15 protein-coding genes are annotated in these 13,828 nt (G+C 38.4%); 12 read left to right on the forward strand and 3 right to left on the reverse strand.

Translation table 11 applies throughout. The annotated features are described in order from the left end of the window. The first annotated feature begins 42 nt into the window (after positions 1-42). From KHZ77_RS00320 to KHZ77_RS00345, 6 genes are all read left to right on the forward strand, one after another. Entirely contained in the window at positions 43-1,545 is a 1,503-nt protein-coding gene (locus KHZ77_RS00320) for a lyase family protein (RefSeq protein ID WP_295194521.1), read from the forward strand. 195 nt (positions 1,546-1,740) lie between these two features. Then, positions 1,741-2,130 (forward strand): hypothetical protein, encoded by a 390-nt coding sequence (locus KHZ77_RS00325; protein ID WP_295194524.1) that lies wholly within the window; start codon positions 1,741-1,743, stop codon positions 2,128-2,130. Positions 2,131-2,388: 258 nt separating this feature from the next. Further along, positions 2,389-2,757 (forward strand): hypothetical protein, encoded by a 369-nt coding sequence (locus KHZ77_RS00330; protein WP_295194525.1) that lies wholly within the window; start codon positions 2,389-2,391, stop codon positions 2,755-2,757. 1 nt (position 2,758) lies between these two features. Beyond that, positions 2,759-3,436 carry an alpha/beta hydrolase-fold protein gene (locus KHZ77_RS00335; protein ID WP_295194527.1) on the forward strand — a complete coding sequence of 226 codons (678 nt, stop codon included), beginning with the start codon at positions 2,759-2,761 and terminating at the stop codon, positions 3,434-3,436. A 79-nt stretch (positions 3,437-3,515) separates the two neighbouring features. Continuing rightward, complete coding sequence (locus KHZ77_RS00340) at positions 3,516-4,097, forward strand: helix-turn-helix domain-containing protein (protein ID WP_295194529.1); 582 nt, start codon at positions 3,516-3,518, stop codon at positions 4,095-4,097. Positions 4,098-4,266: 169 nt separating this feature from the next. Beyond that, complete coding sequence (locus KHZ77_RS00345; protein WP_295194531.1) at positions 4,267-4,887, forward strand: hypothetical protein; 621 nt, start codon at positions 4,267-4,269, stop codon at positions 4,885-4,887. A 116-nt stretch (positions 4,888-5,003) separates the two neighbouring features. Here KHZ77_RS00345 and KHZ77_RS00350 read toward each other — a convergent pair whose 3' ends face one another. The 3 genes from KHZ77_RS00350 to KHZ77_RS00360 form a co-directional block, all read right to left on the reverse strand. Beyond that, on the reverse strand, positions 5,004-6,155 hold the full coding sequence (locus KHZ77_RS00350; protein WP_295194533.1) for a toxic anion resistance protein: 1,152 nt from the start codon (positions 6,153-6,155) through the stop codon (positions 5,004-5,006). 32 nt (positions 6,156-6,187) lie between these two features. Beyond that, positions 6,188-6,862 carry a 5-bromo-4-chloroindolyl phosphate hydrolysis family protein gene (locus KHZ77_RS00355; RefSeq protein WP_295194535.1) on the reverse strand — a complete coding sequence of 225 codons (675 nt, stop codon included), beginning with the start codon at positions 6,860-6,862 and terminating at the stop codon, positions 6,188-6,190. 289 nt (positions 6,863-7,151) lie between these two features. Next, complete coding sequence (locus tag KHZ77_RS00360; RefSeq protein WP_295194537.1) at positions 7,152-8,201, reverse strand: beta-eliminating lyase-related protein; 1,050 nt, start codon at positions 8,199-8,201, stop codon at positions 7,152-7,154. A 433-nt stretch (positions 8,202-8,634) separates the two neighbouring features. Here KHZ77_RS00360 and KHZ77_RS00365 point away from each other — a divergent pair, with 433 nt between their 5' ends. The 6 genes from KHZ77_RS00365 to KHZ77_RS00390 all read left to right on the forward strand — a co-directional run bounded on the left by KHZ77_RS00365 (position 8,635) and on the right by KHZ77_RS00390 (position 13,824). Continuing rightward, complete coding sequence (locus tag KHZ77_RS00365) at positions 8,635-9,525, forward strand: LysR family transcriptional regulator (RefSeq protein ID WP_295194538.1); 891 nt, start codon at positions 8,635-8,637, stop codon at positions 9,523-9,525. Between the two features lie 280 nt (positions 9,526-9,805). Next, a complete protein-coding gene (locus KHZ77_RS00370) occupies positions 9,806-10,363 on the forward strand; it encodes a helix-turn-helix domain-containing protein (RefSeq protein ID WP_295194540.1) in 558 nt (185 codons plus the stop codon). Positions 10,364-10,584: 221 nt separating this feature from the next. Then, positions 10,585-11,262 (forward strand): TerC family protein, encoded by a 678-nt coding sequence (locus KHZ77_RS00375; protein ID WP_295194542.1) that lies wholly within the window; start codon positions 10,585-10,587, stop codon positions 11,260-11,262. A 273-nt stretch (positions 11,263-11,535) separates the two neighbouring features. Further along, positions 11,536-12,063, forward strand: coding sequence for a nitroreductase (locus KHZ77_RS00380; protein ID WP_295194544.1), 528 nt, complete (start codon positions 11,536-11,538; stop codon positions 12,061-12,063). 75 nt (positions 12,064-12,138) lie between these two features. Further along, positions 12,139-12,576: an Rrf2 family transcriptional regulator gene (locus KHZ77_RS00385; RefSeq protein WP_295194546.1), complete on the forward strand. Its 438-nt coding sequence runs from the start codon at positions 12,139-12,141 to the stop codon at positions 12,574-12,576. A gap of 330 nt (positions 12,577-12,906) precedes the next feature. Then, positions 12,907-13,824, forward strand: a complete 918-nt coding sequence (locus KHZ77_RS00390; protein ID WP_295194548.1) for a DUF535 family protein — start codon at positions 12,907-12,909, stop codon at positions 13,822-13,824. Positions 13,825-13,828: the final 4 nt, after the last annotated feature.

Genomic DNA, 13,828 nt, shown 5'->3' on the forward strand with positions numbered 1-13,828 from the left:
GTTATATATAGCGGGCTTTTGTTAGGGAAAGGATGAGGTGTAATGGAACAGAAGGGAAAGTTTGAGCCATATGGTGTAACACAGAGTGCTTATAAACGACTGACAGAACCGGCGGACAGCAATACGGAAGACCATTTTTACTGGTTATCTCAAATTAATAAAGCATCGCTCGTGATTAATAGTTCCGAAGGGCTTTTAGATACAAAGTATGTTAAAGAATTTGCGCAGGGGCTAAAAAAAGTCATTAAAAATGGCAATCAAGGTGGGCCACGTCCTCAAAAAGTTATAGACTTTGAACCGTATTGGATAAAAGAGAGCGGTCCTGAAGTGAGCCGTATCCACGCGGGACGCAGCAGTCAGGATATGTTAACTACTGCGTCTATGGCTGTATTACGTCGTGCCTTATTGGATCTGGATAAGGAGATTCATGCGGTGGAAGAGGAACTGATGAATATGGCCGACCGCTATAAGACCGCTGTCATGCCTGCGTATACGAATGGTGTAGCCGCACAGCCTACTTCTTATGCCCATTATTTATTGGCCTTCGTTGATGCGTTCCGTCGAGATAATGAACGACTCCGCCAATTTTATGATCGTGTCAATCAATGCGCTATGGGGTCAACCGTTTTGAATGGTACCGGATGGCCTCTTAATCGACAGCGCATGTCGGACTATCTCGGCTTTGCACGACCATTTGAGAACTGTTTTGATGCGACGCAAATATTCACTGATGAATGCTCAGCGGAAACTGCCGGCCTTTGCACTGTCATTGCTATACATACAGGTAATTTTGTGGCTGATGTGATGCTACAATACTCCCAACCTCGTCCGTGGATTTTGCTACAAGAGGGTGGCGCCAATACCTACGTATCGTCCGCTATGCCGCAAAAACGAAATCCGGGAATCTTAAATAATTTACGTACGAAAGCATCGACAATTCTGGGGGAAGCAACCGGTGCGGTGTATCGAACACACAATATTGCTACAGGCTTTGCCGATCCGCGTGGTCTCGACTTAACTATGATTGTGTGGGAAACGGAAGACCTGATGAAGATGATGCTACGTGTGTTACAGGCTCTCGTATTTAACGAAGAACGAGCGCTGGAAGAATTGAATCTAGATTGGACAGCATCGCAGGAAATTGCTGACCGATTGATGCGCGAATATAATGTGCCGTTCCGCATCGGTCATCATGTGGCTTCCGATATTGTAGGCTATGCAAGAGCCCATGATATACGACCTCTCGATTTTCCTCATGAAATAGCGGAGCGCATTTATTTAGACAATGTGGCGGCACTTAATTTGTCAGAAGTGCCTGAACATTTTCCTCTTGATGAAGCAGAGTTCCGCGCTACATTAGATCCAAAGGCTATCATAGCGCGTCGTGCCGTCAGCGGAGGTCCGCAACCGGAAGAAGTGCAGCGAATGTATGAAGAAAACCGCAAATCCTTGGAAGCGGATGAACTGTGGCGATTAAATCAGGAAGATGCATTGGCGACGGCTAAAAAAGAACTGGAAGCCAAGTTTACTGCCTTACTTAAATAAGAGGTTAGTTATTTAACGAATAAGTTTGGTATATACGTTAGAAGCTCCGAGTAACTGAATGGTTACTCGGATTTTTTATGCCCTTAACACGATTAATGATGTCATATACCGAGCCAAGGAGATATGCTATACTGTAAGTATATTATTAAGTGTATTATCAAATAGCACGTCATGAGTAGTGAAGGGGATGGGACGATGAAACGGCTATGGAAAACAGTGTTAATGTCTTGTATGGGGATTATGTTTATGCTCGGCGGAATGAGCGTGGCCAGAGCGACGGACGTTTGGGTAGATCATTGGAACTATGAGAACGTTGACGTGTATGTTATGAGCGATACATTATCTTACGGAGATCAAAGTAGTGGTAAATGGTTCTCCGTGTCTACAAAAATGGTACGTAATGGTCAATTAAGTGAAGTTATTACATGGAGATTTTCTCAATTTAGATCAGACATGTGGCGTTATTCCACTAACACAATGAGAGGCAACCATACAACCGTAGTTATTCCGCGGAACGGCATTTTCGAATACGGCATGAATCGCATTGGTTGGTCCTATTATATTAAAGACACATACTATTATTAAAGTTCATGGTATTAAAAGGCTCATAATATTAAAAGTTCATAATATTAAAAGCTCATATTATTATTAAAAAGCATATTATTGTTAAAAATTCATAGTATAAGAAGCTTGTAAATTTAGTTTTTTGAAAATTAAAAACAGGGGTAATCTACCGTTTTGGCAAGATACCCCTGTTATTGGTATAGAATGAAATTATTTGGTAAGAAAGACCCTGATCTAAATAGGAAATTTAGAGAAATAGTAATAATGAGGTGAATCACCATGATGATAGCTCCGATTGATTATATTGATGAACATAAGAATGATACGCTTGAAGAATTAATTGCTGCACGAAGCGAATTGGAGCAAGAAATTGCAGAGTTGGAAAAAGAACTATTGGGGATTGGGGTAGAAGACAGAGCTTGGGACGATTTATCAGACGAAGAGAAAGCGCGTTTGGAAAAAGAATGGGAGGAAGGGTTAATAATAAAAGATCCAGGACCAGAGGTTGAATACCAGTGTAAACTTATGTACTTGGCCGCATTATGCGATTTTATAAGGGAGAAATATAATCGGGAAGTCATTTGGGGTGGTAGCAGAGATTATGATGAAGAAGACGATGAAGGAGAGGAAATCAATGAAGGAGAGTGAAATGATGAAGGAGAGTTTTGAGGTATCCGGAAAGACAATCACGTTATATAAGGCGGAACAGACGAATCAACCACTAGTTGTTATTAATATGTTTGAAAGTGACGGCTCCACATTAATACCTGAGCTTCAAAAAATAGGGACACCTCATATCAACTTGCTTGTTATTAGCAACCTTAACTGGAATTCTGACCTATCTCCGTGGGAAATTCCTTCATTTTTAAAACAAGAACCTCCATTTACCGGTGAAGCGGATACGCATCTACAGTGGCTATTGAATGAAGTTATACCAAAAGCTAAGGAGCGCATTGAAGGTACGCCTGAGAAAACTTATATTGCAGGCTATTCCATGGCCGGCTTATTTGCCTTATATGCGTTATACCAATGTGATGTCTTTGATCGTGCTGCCTGCATGTCCAGCTCATTCTGGTACCCTAAATTTAAAGAATATGCACTTTCTAATAAATTGAAACGTACACCTGAAAAAATGTACTTCTCATTGGGAGACAAAGAAGCAAAGACAAAACATCCTATACTTAAAACCGTACAGGAAAATACAGAAGCCATCGTTGAACATTTTAAACAATCAGGCGTGGACGTAACCTTTGAAATGAATGAGGGAAATCACTTTAAAGATGTGGACTGGCGGATTGTACGGGGGATTGTGGAGATGTGTAAGTAAGTAGTCTACGCAGCGTAGGTAGTTTTCCACACGCTTTTGTTTTAAGATAGCCATAGCAAAAGAAAGAGGTGTAAATGCTATGAACTATATATCAGGAACTATGTTAAAAGAATTACGTGAACAGAAAAAGCTTACGCAAAAGGAATTGGCTGATAAATTACTTATTAGTGACAAAACGATTTCCAAATGGGAGACAGGCAAGGGATTGCCGGATATTACGTTAGTGACGCCACTGGCAGAAGCGTTGGGCATTTCTGTGGCGGAATTATTTGCCGGAGAATATGCGATTAATAGTAATAGATCGGCCAATGTAAAAAAATTGAAATTTTACGTCTGTCCAATCTGTGGCAATATAATTACAAGTCTCGGTGAAGGCGATTATAACTGCTGTGGTGTAAAGTTGCCGGTGTTGTCAGTGGAAGAAAACTCCGAAGAGCATGAAATAAAATGTGAAAAGATGGAGAATGATTGGTATATCCACATGGACCATCCTATGACTAAAGAACACTACATATCCTTTATCGCCTATGTTACTTCAGATCGCTATACACTGGTGAAACTTTATCCAGAGCAAAATGCGGAGTGTAGAATCATGAGAAAAGGCCCTGGATTTGTGTATGCGTACTGTAATCGACATGGATTGTTTAAGGTTAATGTGTAATGAAGTACGTAACAAAATACGTAATGAAATGAGTCTTAGTTAGGTATAAGATTAAGTATAAGATTAAGTATAAGATTAGGTATAAAATTAGGTATAAAATTAGGTATTATCTTCACTAATTTAGTTAAAATGGTGGAGTTAATTTTAAAAAATTAGGGAGGTGTAATGATTGGGCAAAGAAATCAATTATACATGGGATGAGATTTATAAAGAATGGGAATTTATGGCATATAGATTTTCAAACCTTAATGAGAAACTAGTTGTTCATCATATTCAAGTTGAGAAATTAAAAAGACCGGATGAAGAGTTTTATGGGTTAGACTGGATACAGAATGAATATTTTGACAGTAGAACAGAATTGATTAAGAAGAATCCGGACACATTTTTGTTCTTGGGAGACGCTTTAAATAAAGGTACTTTGACTACGTTAACGTATTTAACAGAAACAGACGATCAAGAAACAAGAGCTGCTATTTGGATTTATGCCTTTCTTAGAGATATAGTAAAAGAATATGGAAATTGTTGGAGTGGAGACACAAAAAGAGTGGCCAAGGCAATAGAGGATACAGTACTTTTATATTTACGTGATAAAAATATAGGCTGGTATCACTCCATGAGAAAACTAATGCCTGAAATTTGCTTCAGTCAGCAATTTTTAAAATCTATACAAACAGAAGATAAAGGTGTAATTTTAGAGTTAGTAGCATTAGCTGTGAATTATATTTATATGAATTACAAAGTAGCTTGGTATGACTCAAGGAATCATGAAGTAGGAAACGATGCAGAATAGATTCGTATTAATAGAAATTTAAACATGACAAAAGGACGGTATTTCTACCGTCCTTTACGTTTTCTTCTATACATCAACATTACTCGTTCAAGATATTATTATATATTTAATAAATATTATACTTTGCGACCAGAGCTTTTGAGCAAGGCTTCTTTCAGTTTACCTTCAATTTGAAGCAATTCGCGTTCTGCAGCCTTTCTTCTCTGACGTCCTTCTTGGTGAATACGGATTGTGTCCTCAATAGTGGCAATTAAATCATCATTCACCTTTCGGATTGTGTCCATATCAATAATAGCTCGTTCATTGGCAATTGCTGTTGCACGTGCGTTCTGTTTGAGTAACTCAGAATTTCGTTTGAGTAAATCATTGGTAGTATCGGTAATCGTTTGATGTAACTTTAAGGCTTGTTGCTGTCGGCTAAGACCTAGGAGTACTACCATATGGGTTTTCCACAATGGAATTGAGTTATAGATGGCACGTTGGATTTCCTCCACAAGGTTTTTATTATCGTTTTGTATCGTACGTATTTGGGGTGCAGTATGAAGAGCTATACTTTTCGTTACTTTTAAATCATCGATTTTCTTTTCAAATCGATCTACAGTACTCTTAAAGTCTATAACTGCTTGCTGTGCCATAGGGTTATCGGATTCTCTGGCATCTTTATCTAGGGAAGGAAGCGTTTTTTCATACAATTCCTGAATTTTCTTTTCACCAGCGAGAATATAAAGCTGAAGTTCTTTATAATAGTCTAAGTTTTTGTTAAATAAACCATCAAACATGACAATATCCTTCATAAGAATTGACTTTTGTTTGTCAAGTTCAGCTACAATTTTATCAATTTGCATGGCCCGTGTCATATATAACTCTTTGATTGGCGTGGATTTTTTAAAAAACGAGCCAACTAATGGCAAAGAAGCTAGACTACTTTGCCCAGACTGCTCTTTTTTAAATTCATACACTTGTTGTAAGACATTATTAAGTAGATTACCGGCAATATCCTTAGTGGTACTTTTTTCAGTTGATAAAATACTAGTTGCAAAAGAAGATATATTTTCTTGAGCTGATACTCCATATTGTGAAATCGCATTGGGAGCTAACAAATTAATAGAGTTTTTTAATGACTCAACTTTTATTTTCTCTTCTGGTGTAAGTGATTCAATTTGCTGACTGATGCGGTTTATTTCTTCTGCTTCGTAAGTATCAGACGTATTTTGAGATCCAGTTTTTTGGTTCATCTCTAAAAGATCATTCAAATTAATTTCAGCCATTTTAGTACCCTACCTTTTTGTTTACATTATTATTACCATTTTTTAAAAATAGAAGCCAGTAAACCTCTTTGCTTCTTTTTTAGTGGTGGACATTTTGCGCTTTCAGGATTGAGCCCATCAGCAATCATATTTTCTTTTACAACTTGTATTTCAGCATCCAAATCAAAGAGTTGTGCATTGACTGCCTTAGTAAATTGATCAGTATAGACTTCATCATAGTAGTGTAATGTCTTTTTTATTTCATATTTTGATTGTTGTATTTCATGTTCTTCCAGGCCGGTATTGTCTAATTCATTATATTTTTGTACCAATAAGAGGGCCCTGTCTTGATAGTAATCAATAAAACGACGTGAAACGGTAATACGTTCGGGGTGATTTTGTAAATATATAAGGAAGTTTTTTGACATGTCTTGCAATTTCCGTAGTTGCTTTTTAAACTCCTTGTCATTTACTAATTTTATTTCTCTGTCTAACGCTTTAAAATCTGAAACAGCTTTAGTATAAAGCTCCTCGCTGAATTCATTTAGTAAGCTGGGATTTATAGTGAAAACGTCTTGTTTTTGTGTAGACTTTTTCTTTCGTCTAAACGTTATTTTCAAGGCTAAAATACCTAAGCCGAAAGCAATTAATCCCGTTATGTTTTTAAAACGCACAAAGAATGCATATATAAAGCATAATAGGGCGACTATAAACATAAAAAAGCGCATAATGGATCCTCCTGTAGAATGAAGAATTTATTGCTTTAATAATATCATATTTTCGTTTTTTATGTCTCTATATAATCCAGTTTCAAAGTATAAAAATATACAATCACAACAAAAGGACGGTAGAAATACCGTCCTTTTGTCATAAAGAAAAGCCCTCAAATCGCCGCGTCGTCGAAAACAAAAGCGATAAGATTGCAAGTGAAGGAGTATGCTTCCTTCTATGTAGTTAGTATATCAAATTGAACATGAATTTTGAAGAATGTATTGATGTGAAGACTCTTACAAAGGCTTAGTTCATCGTATTTATCAACTGAACAAGTGCATCTACATCTTCCTTTTTTGTAGCCCAGCATGTAGCGAATCGAATGATGCTATGGGTGTCGTCGTATTTTTCCCAGAAGCTGAATTCTACTTTCTCCTGTAGCGCTTCCATTTTATCGTTTTCAATAACGAAGAAGACTTGGTTTGTAGGGGAGTCGAAGCAAAGTTGAAAGCCTTTTGCAGAGAGCGCTTCACGAATGGCATTGGCATAGGTAATGGCGTCTTTGCCGATGTGGAGATATAGATCGTCTTTAAAGAGTTCGTTGAACTGAATACCCAAGATTCTGCCTTTAGCTAATAATGCACCATGTTGCTTGATAATGGTAAAGAATTGTGGAATCAAGTCCGGGTTAGGGAGCACAACGGCTTCGCCAAAGAGGGCACCACACTTCGTGCCGCCAATGTAGAAGGCATCGCACAGTTCAGTCAAGTCAGGTAAGGTGATTTCATTTTCGTCACAACCTAAGGCGTAAGCAAGGCGTGCTCCGTCGACATAGAGAGGGATCTTATGAGCACGACATACATTTGAAATAGCAGTCAATTCTTCTTTCGAGTAGAGTGTGCCATATTCCGTAGGATGTGAAATGTAAACCATGCCGGGCGCAACCATGTGTTCGTGATTGTCGTCATTGTAATAGTCGTTTACGAATGTATCGATTTGTTGTGCCGTAATTTTACCTAGTGTTGCCGGTAAGGCTAATACTTTATGTCCGCCAAATTCGATGGCGCCGGCTTCGTGTACTGCGATGTGACCGGTTTCAGCAGCGATAACACCTTCATAGGATCTAAGAAGCGCGTCGATGACTGTGGCATTTGTTTGAGTGCCACCTACTAAAAACTCAACACGGGCATTTGGACTTTTGCAGGCTTTGCGAATGGCCTCTTTCGCTGATTCGGAGTATTCATCAAAGCCGTAGCCGGCGGTTTGACAAAAGTTTGTCTCAACTAATGTATTTATGATGTTTGGGTGAGCCCCTTCCATATAGTCACAGGCAAAAAATAATTTTTTCTCGTTCATCTTTTTTCTCCTTTATAAATGTATTAAGTATCAGCAAGTAAACTGAGCATATATCCGGATTGATCTGTCTATTTGAAATTGCTGTATCGTTGTTTATATAGTATTATGTTTTTATAAATGAGTAAAGAGAATGATAGTCATGAAAACGATGATGAGTTGTCATGTTTAGGCTGGATTAATAAAAAATACTAGAAAGTAATAAGAAATAACAGAAAGTAATAAGAAATAACAGAAAGTAATAAGAAATAACAGAAAGTAATAAGAAATAACAGAAAGTAATAAGAAATAATATAAAGTCATAAGAAATACTAGAAAGTAACAAGAAATAATAGAACTTAATAATAAATAATAGGAATTCATAAGAAGTAATAAGAAGTCATAAGAAACAATAAGTAGTCATAAGATCTAATACATATGAATAGGGGGGAACTATATGGATTTGAAGCGATGTGAAGCGTTTTTATCGGTTGTCAGTTGCGGCAGTTTCACCGCAGCGGCCGAGGTTTTAAATTATACGCAGTCCGGTGTTACACGCATGATGTATCAGTTGGAGCAGGATTTAGGATTTGCCCTGTTTATTCGGCAGAAACGCGGTGTTGCGTTAACGGAAAACGGACGCATTATGTATCCTCATATAAAAGAGATCGTTGATGTAAATCGTCGGGCGCGAGAAGTGAGCGACAATATTCGCGGTGTTATCAAGGGGGCTATAACAGTAGGCTGTTATTACAGCGTTTCGTCTATTTTAATGCCGGAGATTTTAAAGAAGTTCAAAGAAGCCTTTCCGCTGATCAAGGTAAAAATGATTGAAGGCGGTAATACGGAAATGGCCAAATGGCTCAATGAAAATGCCGTTGACTTATGTTTTTGCGGAGAGCCCGGTAAGGATATCGTATGTGACTGGATTCCTCTATATAAGGATCCTATGGTTGTATGGTTGCCACCGGATCATCCAAAGTCGAACGAACATACATTTAAGATTAAAGATTTAGAGCAGGAAGCGTTTATTCACACGTCGCCCAATCATGATACGGACCAGGATCGGCTCATAGAAGAGGAAGGGCTCCATTTGAATATTCAGTACTCTACGCAGGATGGTTTCACCACGTATAACATGGTGGAAGCCGGACTGGGCGTGAGCTTCAATCAGAAACTAATTTCTAAGAAATGGAACGGTCAGGTTGTGGAGGTTCCACTGGAGCCGGCTCAATATGTTAATTTAGGGCTTGCTGTTCCATCCGTAAAAGATGCTTCACCAGCTACGCGGCGTTTTATCGATTACATTCAAAAAGAAGTTGCTCATGAAGCTAATAGTGAGATATGAAGCAGGTGCCAAAAATATTTTTTTATAATAAATGGTAAGTATAAACGTTAAAAATTAGCGCTAAAAGTTAACGCTAAAAATTAATATTAAAAATTAACGTTAAAAATAATCGCTTAAACCATCGATAGCTAAAGCGGTATAAATAAATTTTATAGACATTTTAAGCAGTTGATTTTTACACGGAGTGCATAATAGGCTATAATATAAACTAATAGATTTATTTGTTTATCAAGTACAAAGATATATAACACAAAGCGTTTATAGATTTGAGGGATGTACTGTGGCGGTAAATGAAGAAGTTACGTTAATGGTGGGCGCGCGAATTAAAGAGATTCGCAAGTTACAACAGCAAACACTGCAACAATTGGCGCAAGAGTCAGGCTTGTCTGTGGCATACTTGAGTAATTTGGAGCGAAATATTATCAGTCCTACGTTGGAGCAGCTGCAAAAGGTTTGCTACGCGCTGGATGTGAATATGATTGATGTCATTCATGAGGCTTCGGAGAGTTTCAATCCTCTGGTGAAGTATAGAGAGCGCCGAGTTTTTTTCGGCGAGTACAAGCGCGTTAAGTACGAAATGCTGTCTGAAGGGGATAATGATTTAGAAGGGGTCTGCGTGACGGTCATGGAAGGAATTGACTATGAACGGACCTCACCGGGGCATGATCACGACGAACTGGCAATTGTAACAGAGGGCTCTTTGTGCATTGAAATGCTGAATCAACGATTTATAGTAAACGCGGGAGACAGTATTTATATTAAAAAGAATGTGCTCCATATGTTTAAAAATATAAATAAAGGAAAGTGTGTAAGCTATTGGTTTTACAAGATCAAATAGATTTATAGTGCTTTTTATAAATGGCTGGTAATTCTAATTAATAAACAATTCATAGGGGAGATAATAAACGGTCTAATAATACGACTTAATAGGGAGATAATAAACGGTCTAATAGTACGACCGATTTTAAATATGACATGAATTTTATGCATTTCTTTTTAATTTAAGTGTAAATGGTATATAATAGTCAGTAACTATTGTAATGAAGGAGATGCTATGTAATGGAATTTTTAGAGTTAGCAACGTGGCTGGCTATCGGTAAGATTATTGTGGTTGATATTTTACTTGCCGGCGACAATGCGGTGGTCATCGGGATGGCCGTAAGTAAACTTAAGCCTGAACTACAGAAAAAGGCGATTTTATGGGGCACATTCGGTGCTATTGCACTGCGCTTTATATTTGCCACAATTTTAATGGAGGCCTTGGCATTAATTCCGGCTCTTCATTTGATTGGCGGTCTGGTGTTGCTTTGGATTTCCATTCAGCTTTTAAAAGGCGATGAAGAAGACGCAGATATTGAAAGTAAAGATTCTCTTCGTGGCGCTATTATAACGATTATTATGGCCGATGCCATGATGAGTATCGACAATGTATTGGGCGTAGTCGCTGCAGCCGGCGGACATTTGGAGTTCGTTATCGTCGGCATGTTGGTAACTGTACCACTTCTTATATTCGGTTCTGCCATGTTTGCTAAAATTATTGACAGATATCCGATTATTCTTTGGCTCGGCGGCGGTCTTTTAGGCTGGGTAGCCGGTGAAATGATCGTGGAAGATAATTTGTTGACACCTCACATTGCAGGCTTTGAATTGACGATTAAGATCGTATGTATCCTCTTTGTATTTGCTGTTGCATTGGGGATTAAACAATACCGTAAAAATAAACGCAGCAAACAATAAGTATAAGATAAGCGTAACAAGCAATAAGTACAAATAAGCACCGAAAGTTGTAAGTAAAGATTAACGTAGTAAGTTGAGAGTAAAGACAAGTACTGTAAGCTGTCAGTAAGAGATAGGGAAGCCCAGTGGTGAGTTTAAGAAATTTTAATCCCCGCCCATCTTGTAATAATTGACATTTCAACTTATAATATACATAGGAAGGTTGTTTTTACAGCCTTCAACGATATGTGAATGTTTAAAACTAATGTTTTAATAAGAAAAGAAGGTATGACTATGAGCAATTCTAATGCCGTATTGGAAGCTATAAAGAGTCGTCGTAGTATTCGTAAGTTTAAGCCGGATGCAGTTTCGAAAGAGTTAATCGATCAGATTATTGAAGCCGGTTTGTACGCGCCTTCGGGCATGGGCAAACAGCCGGTTATTTTCGTGACCATTACCAATAAGGAAATTATTGGCAAGTTGTCCGCAGTGAATGCTGAAATAATGGGAACCGATACTGATCCGTTTTACGGTGCACCTGTAGCCATCGTTGTTTTGGCAAATACTGAACGTCCTACTCATGTACAGGACGGCAGTTTGGCTATGGAAAATCTGATGTTGTCCGCGCATTCATTGGGACTTGGCTCATGCTGGATTAATCGTGCGAAAGAAACATTTGAACGAGATGAATGGAAGCAGTTCTTAAAGGATCAATCCATTGAAGGCTCTTACGAAGGAATTGCCATTTGTGTGGTAGGTTATGCTGATGTGGCTCCCACAGCGGCGGCACGTTTGGATAACCGAGTTTTCTATGTGGATTAAGTATTCGCCCATTGAATTCACCTTGTACATATTAAAACAGGTAGTACAGAGTAGAACCTGAGGAGGTGACATTCATTGCAGATTTCAAGTCGTTTTACGATTGCTATACACATTTTCGTGGCCATTGCTATTTCTGAAGAAGAGCATAAGGTGACGAGCAAGTTTTTAGCATCCAGTATTAACGTAAATCCTGTAATCATTCGCAACATTGTTTTAATGTTAAAAGCGAAGGGGCTTATTTACTCCCGTCAGGGGAGTTCGGGCATTAAGATTGCCAAGTGCCCTACAGAAATTACATTGCTGGATATTTTCAATGCTGTAGAATCGCTGGATAATGGGCAGTTATTTAACTTCCACGAAAATCCGGAACCAAATTGTCCGATCGGTCGTCATATTCACGACGTGCTGGATGAACGGTTGGTTGAAATTCAACAGGCTTTGGAAGATAAATTACGCAGTATAACAATTGCATCTATTATTGAAGATGAAAAGAAATTAATCGAAAATGAATAATACGAGCTGCTCTTGTGTGCACGTACCTTAATAGACATTGAGGTGTTGTTCGCAAGAGCAGTTTTGTATTTACGGGATTTATATCTACCGGAATTTATATTTACCGGAATTTATATTTACTGAAGTTTATATTTACCCGATTTTGTAGTAACAGAGTTTATATTGGGGGAATTTGTGCTCACGGTGAATCCTTAATTGCATGAAATCGGACAGGCTTAGTTGATAGTTATTTTCTTAATTTCGTGTTAAAATATATAAGAAACCCTTTTTTAAGTAAGGGCTGATTGAAGAATTATTGAAGTAATAAAAATAGTTAGGAGTTTTGCTTTTATGTTTTCTTATGGAAAAAGACAGTGGTTATTAGGCAAGCGGATTTATGGCCATTCCAACTGGCGCCAGAAACGCAGAATCACACTGTTTGTCGGCCGCTCTTATAAAAATCGTAAGCAGGTCGAAGGCTTGAAAAACTTTTTTCATACGTATGAATATTTACCGAATTTGCTTAAACGGCACGAAGGTATTCACGAAGTTATTAACCGCGTGTTTTTATATAAGAACTCTACGGCTGCGCAGCGTTTACAGGCATTGAAAGACCATTTCAATTTGTTGCCACAGTATTTTACGGCTGATGCAATTAAGCATATGTATGACGATAACAGAGCTTCGGCAATTACTGTACTTGAAGATGAGGAATTAGATTTACACGGTGAAGTTTGGTTCGATACAGGGCAACGTAAGGAAGGCTTTTTAAGCTTGTTTTTCCGCATCGGAGATACCGGTCTGTATCACATTAACTTCCGTTTAGGCTATGGCTTTAATGGTGAGCCATGTATTTGGGTTGGCACGATTCAGGGCTACAAAGACGGCCTTGATGCAGCGAAGAAGATTACGAAGAAAATGCACGGATACCGTCCTAAAAACTTCGTGTTCTTTATGATGCGCGAATTGGTAAAACAGATGGGCATTACATCCATGTATGCCGTATCGGACGAAGGCTTTTACACAAACAGCCATTTAATTCGCCTCAATCGCTCCAAGAAGGTTAAATTCGATCCGTTCTGGGAAGAGTTAGGCGGTACCGTATGTCCGGAAGACGCTCGATTCTTCCGAATTCCGCTCGAAGAAGAGCGCAAGACCTATGATGAAATGAAGACGCATAAGCGCAATATGTATCGCAAGCGTTACGAAATGTTGGATGCCTATATTGAAGCGATTGCTGAAGGCGCCAAGAACTATTTGAAAAAATAATCGT

The sequence above is a fragment of the Veillonella sp. genome (assembly GCF_018364065.1).
Classification (GTDB): Bacteria; Bacillota; Negativicutes; order Veillonellales; family Veillonellaceae; genus Veillonella_A.

What these genes read in the sequence shown, in the direction of transcription:
- KHZ77_RS00340 (WP_295194529.1), top strand. Translation starts at nt 3,516, where the DNA reads ATGAACTATATATCAGGAACTATGTTAAAAGAATTACGTGAACAGAAA.
- KHZ77_RS00325 (WP_295194524.1), top strand. Translation starts at nt 1,741, where the DNA reads ATGAAACGGCTATGGAAAACAGTGTTAATGTCTTGTATGGGGATTATG.
- KHZ77_RS00390 (WP_295194548.1), top strand. Translation starts at nt 12,907, where the DNA reads ATGTTTTCTTATGGAAAAAGACAGTGGTTATTAGGCAAGCGGATTTAT.
- KHZ77_RS00365 (WP_295194538.1), top strand. Translation starts at nt 8,635, where the DNA reads ATGGATTTGAAGCGATGTGAAGCGTTTTTATCGGTTGTCAGTTGCGGC.
- KHZ77_RS00350 (WP_295194533.1), bottom strand. Translation starts at nt 6,155, where the DNA reads ATGGCTGAAATTAATTTGAATGATCTTTTAGAGATGAACCAAAAAACT.
- KHZ77_RS00330 (WP_295194525.1), top strand. Translation starts at nt 2,389, where the DNA reads ATGATGATAGCTCCGATTGATTATATTGATGAACATAAGAATGATACG.
- KHZ77_RS00320 (WP_295194521.1), top strand. Translation starts at nt 43, where the DNA reads ATGGAACAGAAGGGAAAGTTTGAGCCATATGGTGTAACACAGAGTGCT.
- KHZ77_RS00335 (WP_295194527.1), top strand. Translation starts at nt 2,759, where the DNA reads ATGATGAAGGAGAGTTTTGAGGTATCCGGAAAGACAATCACGTTATAT.
- KHZ77_RS00375 (WP_295194542.1), top strand. Translation starts at nt 10,585, where the DNA reads ATGGAATTTTTAGAGTTAGCAACGTGGCTGGCTATCGGTAAGATTATT.
- KHZ77_RS00380 (WP_295194544.1), top strand. Translation starts at nt 11,536, where the DNA reads ATGAGCAATTCTAATGCCGTATTGGAAGCTATAAAGAGTCGTCGTAGT.
- KHZ77_RS00360 (WP_295194537.1), bottom strand. Translation starts at nt 8,201, where the DNA reads ATGAACGAGAAAAAATTATTTTTTGCCTGTGACTATATGGAAGGGGCT.
- KHZ77_RS00355 (WP_295194535.1), bottom strand. Translation starts at nt 6,862, where the DNA reads ATGCGCTTTTTTATGTTTATAGTCGCCCTATTATGCTTTATATATGCA.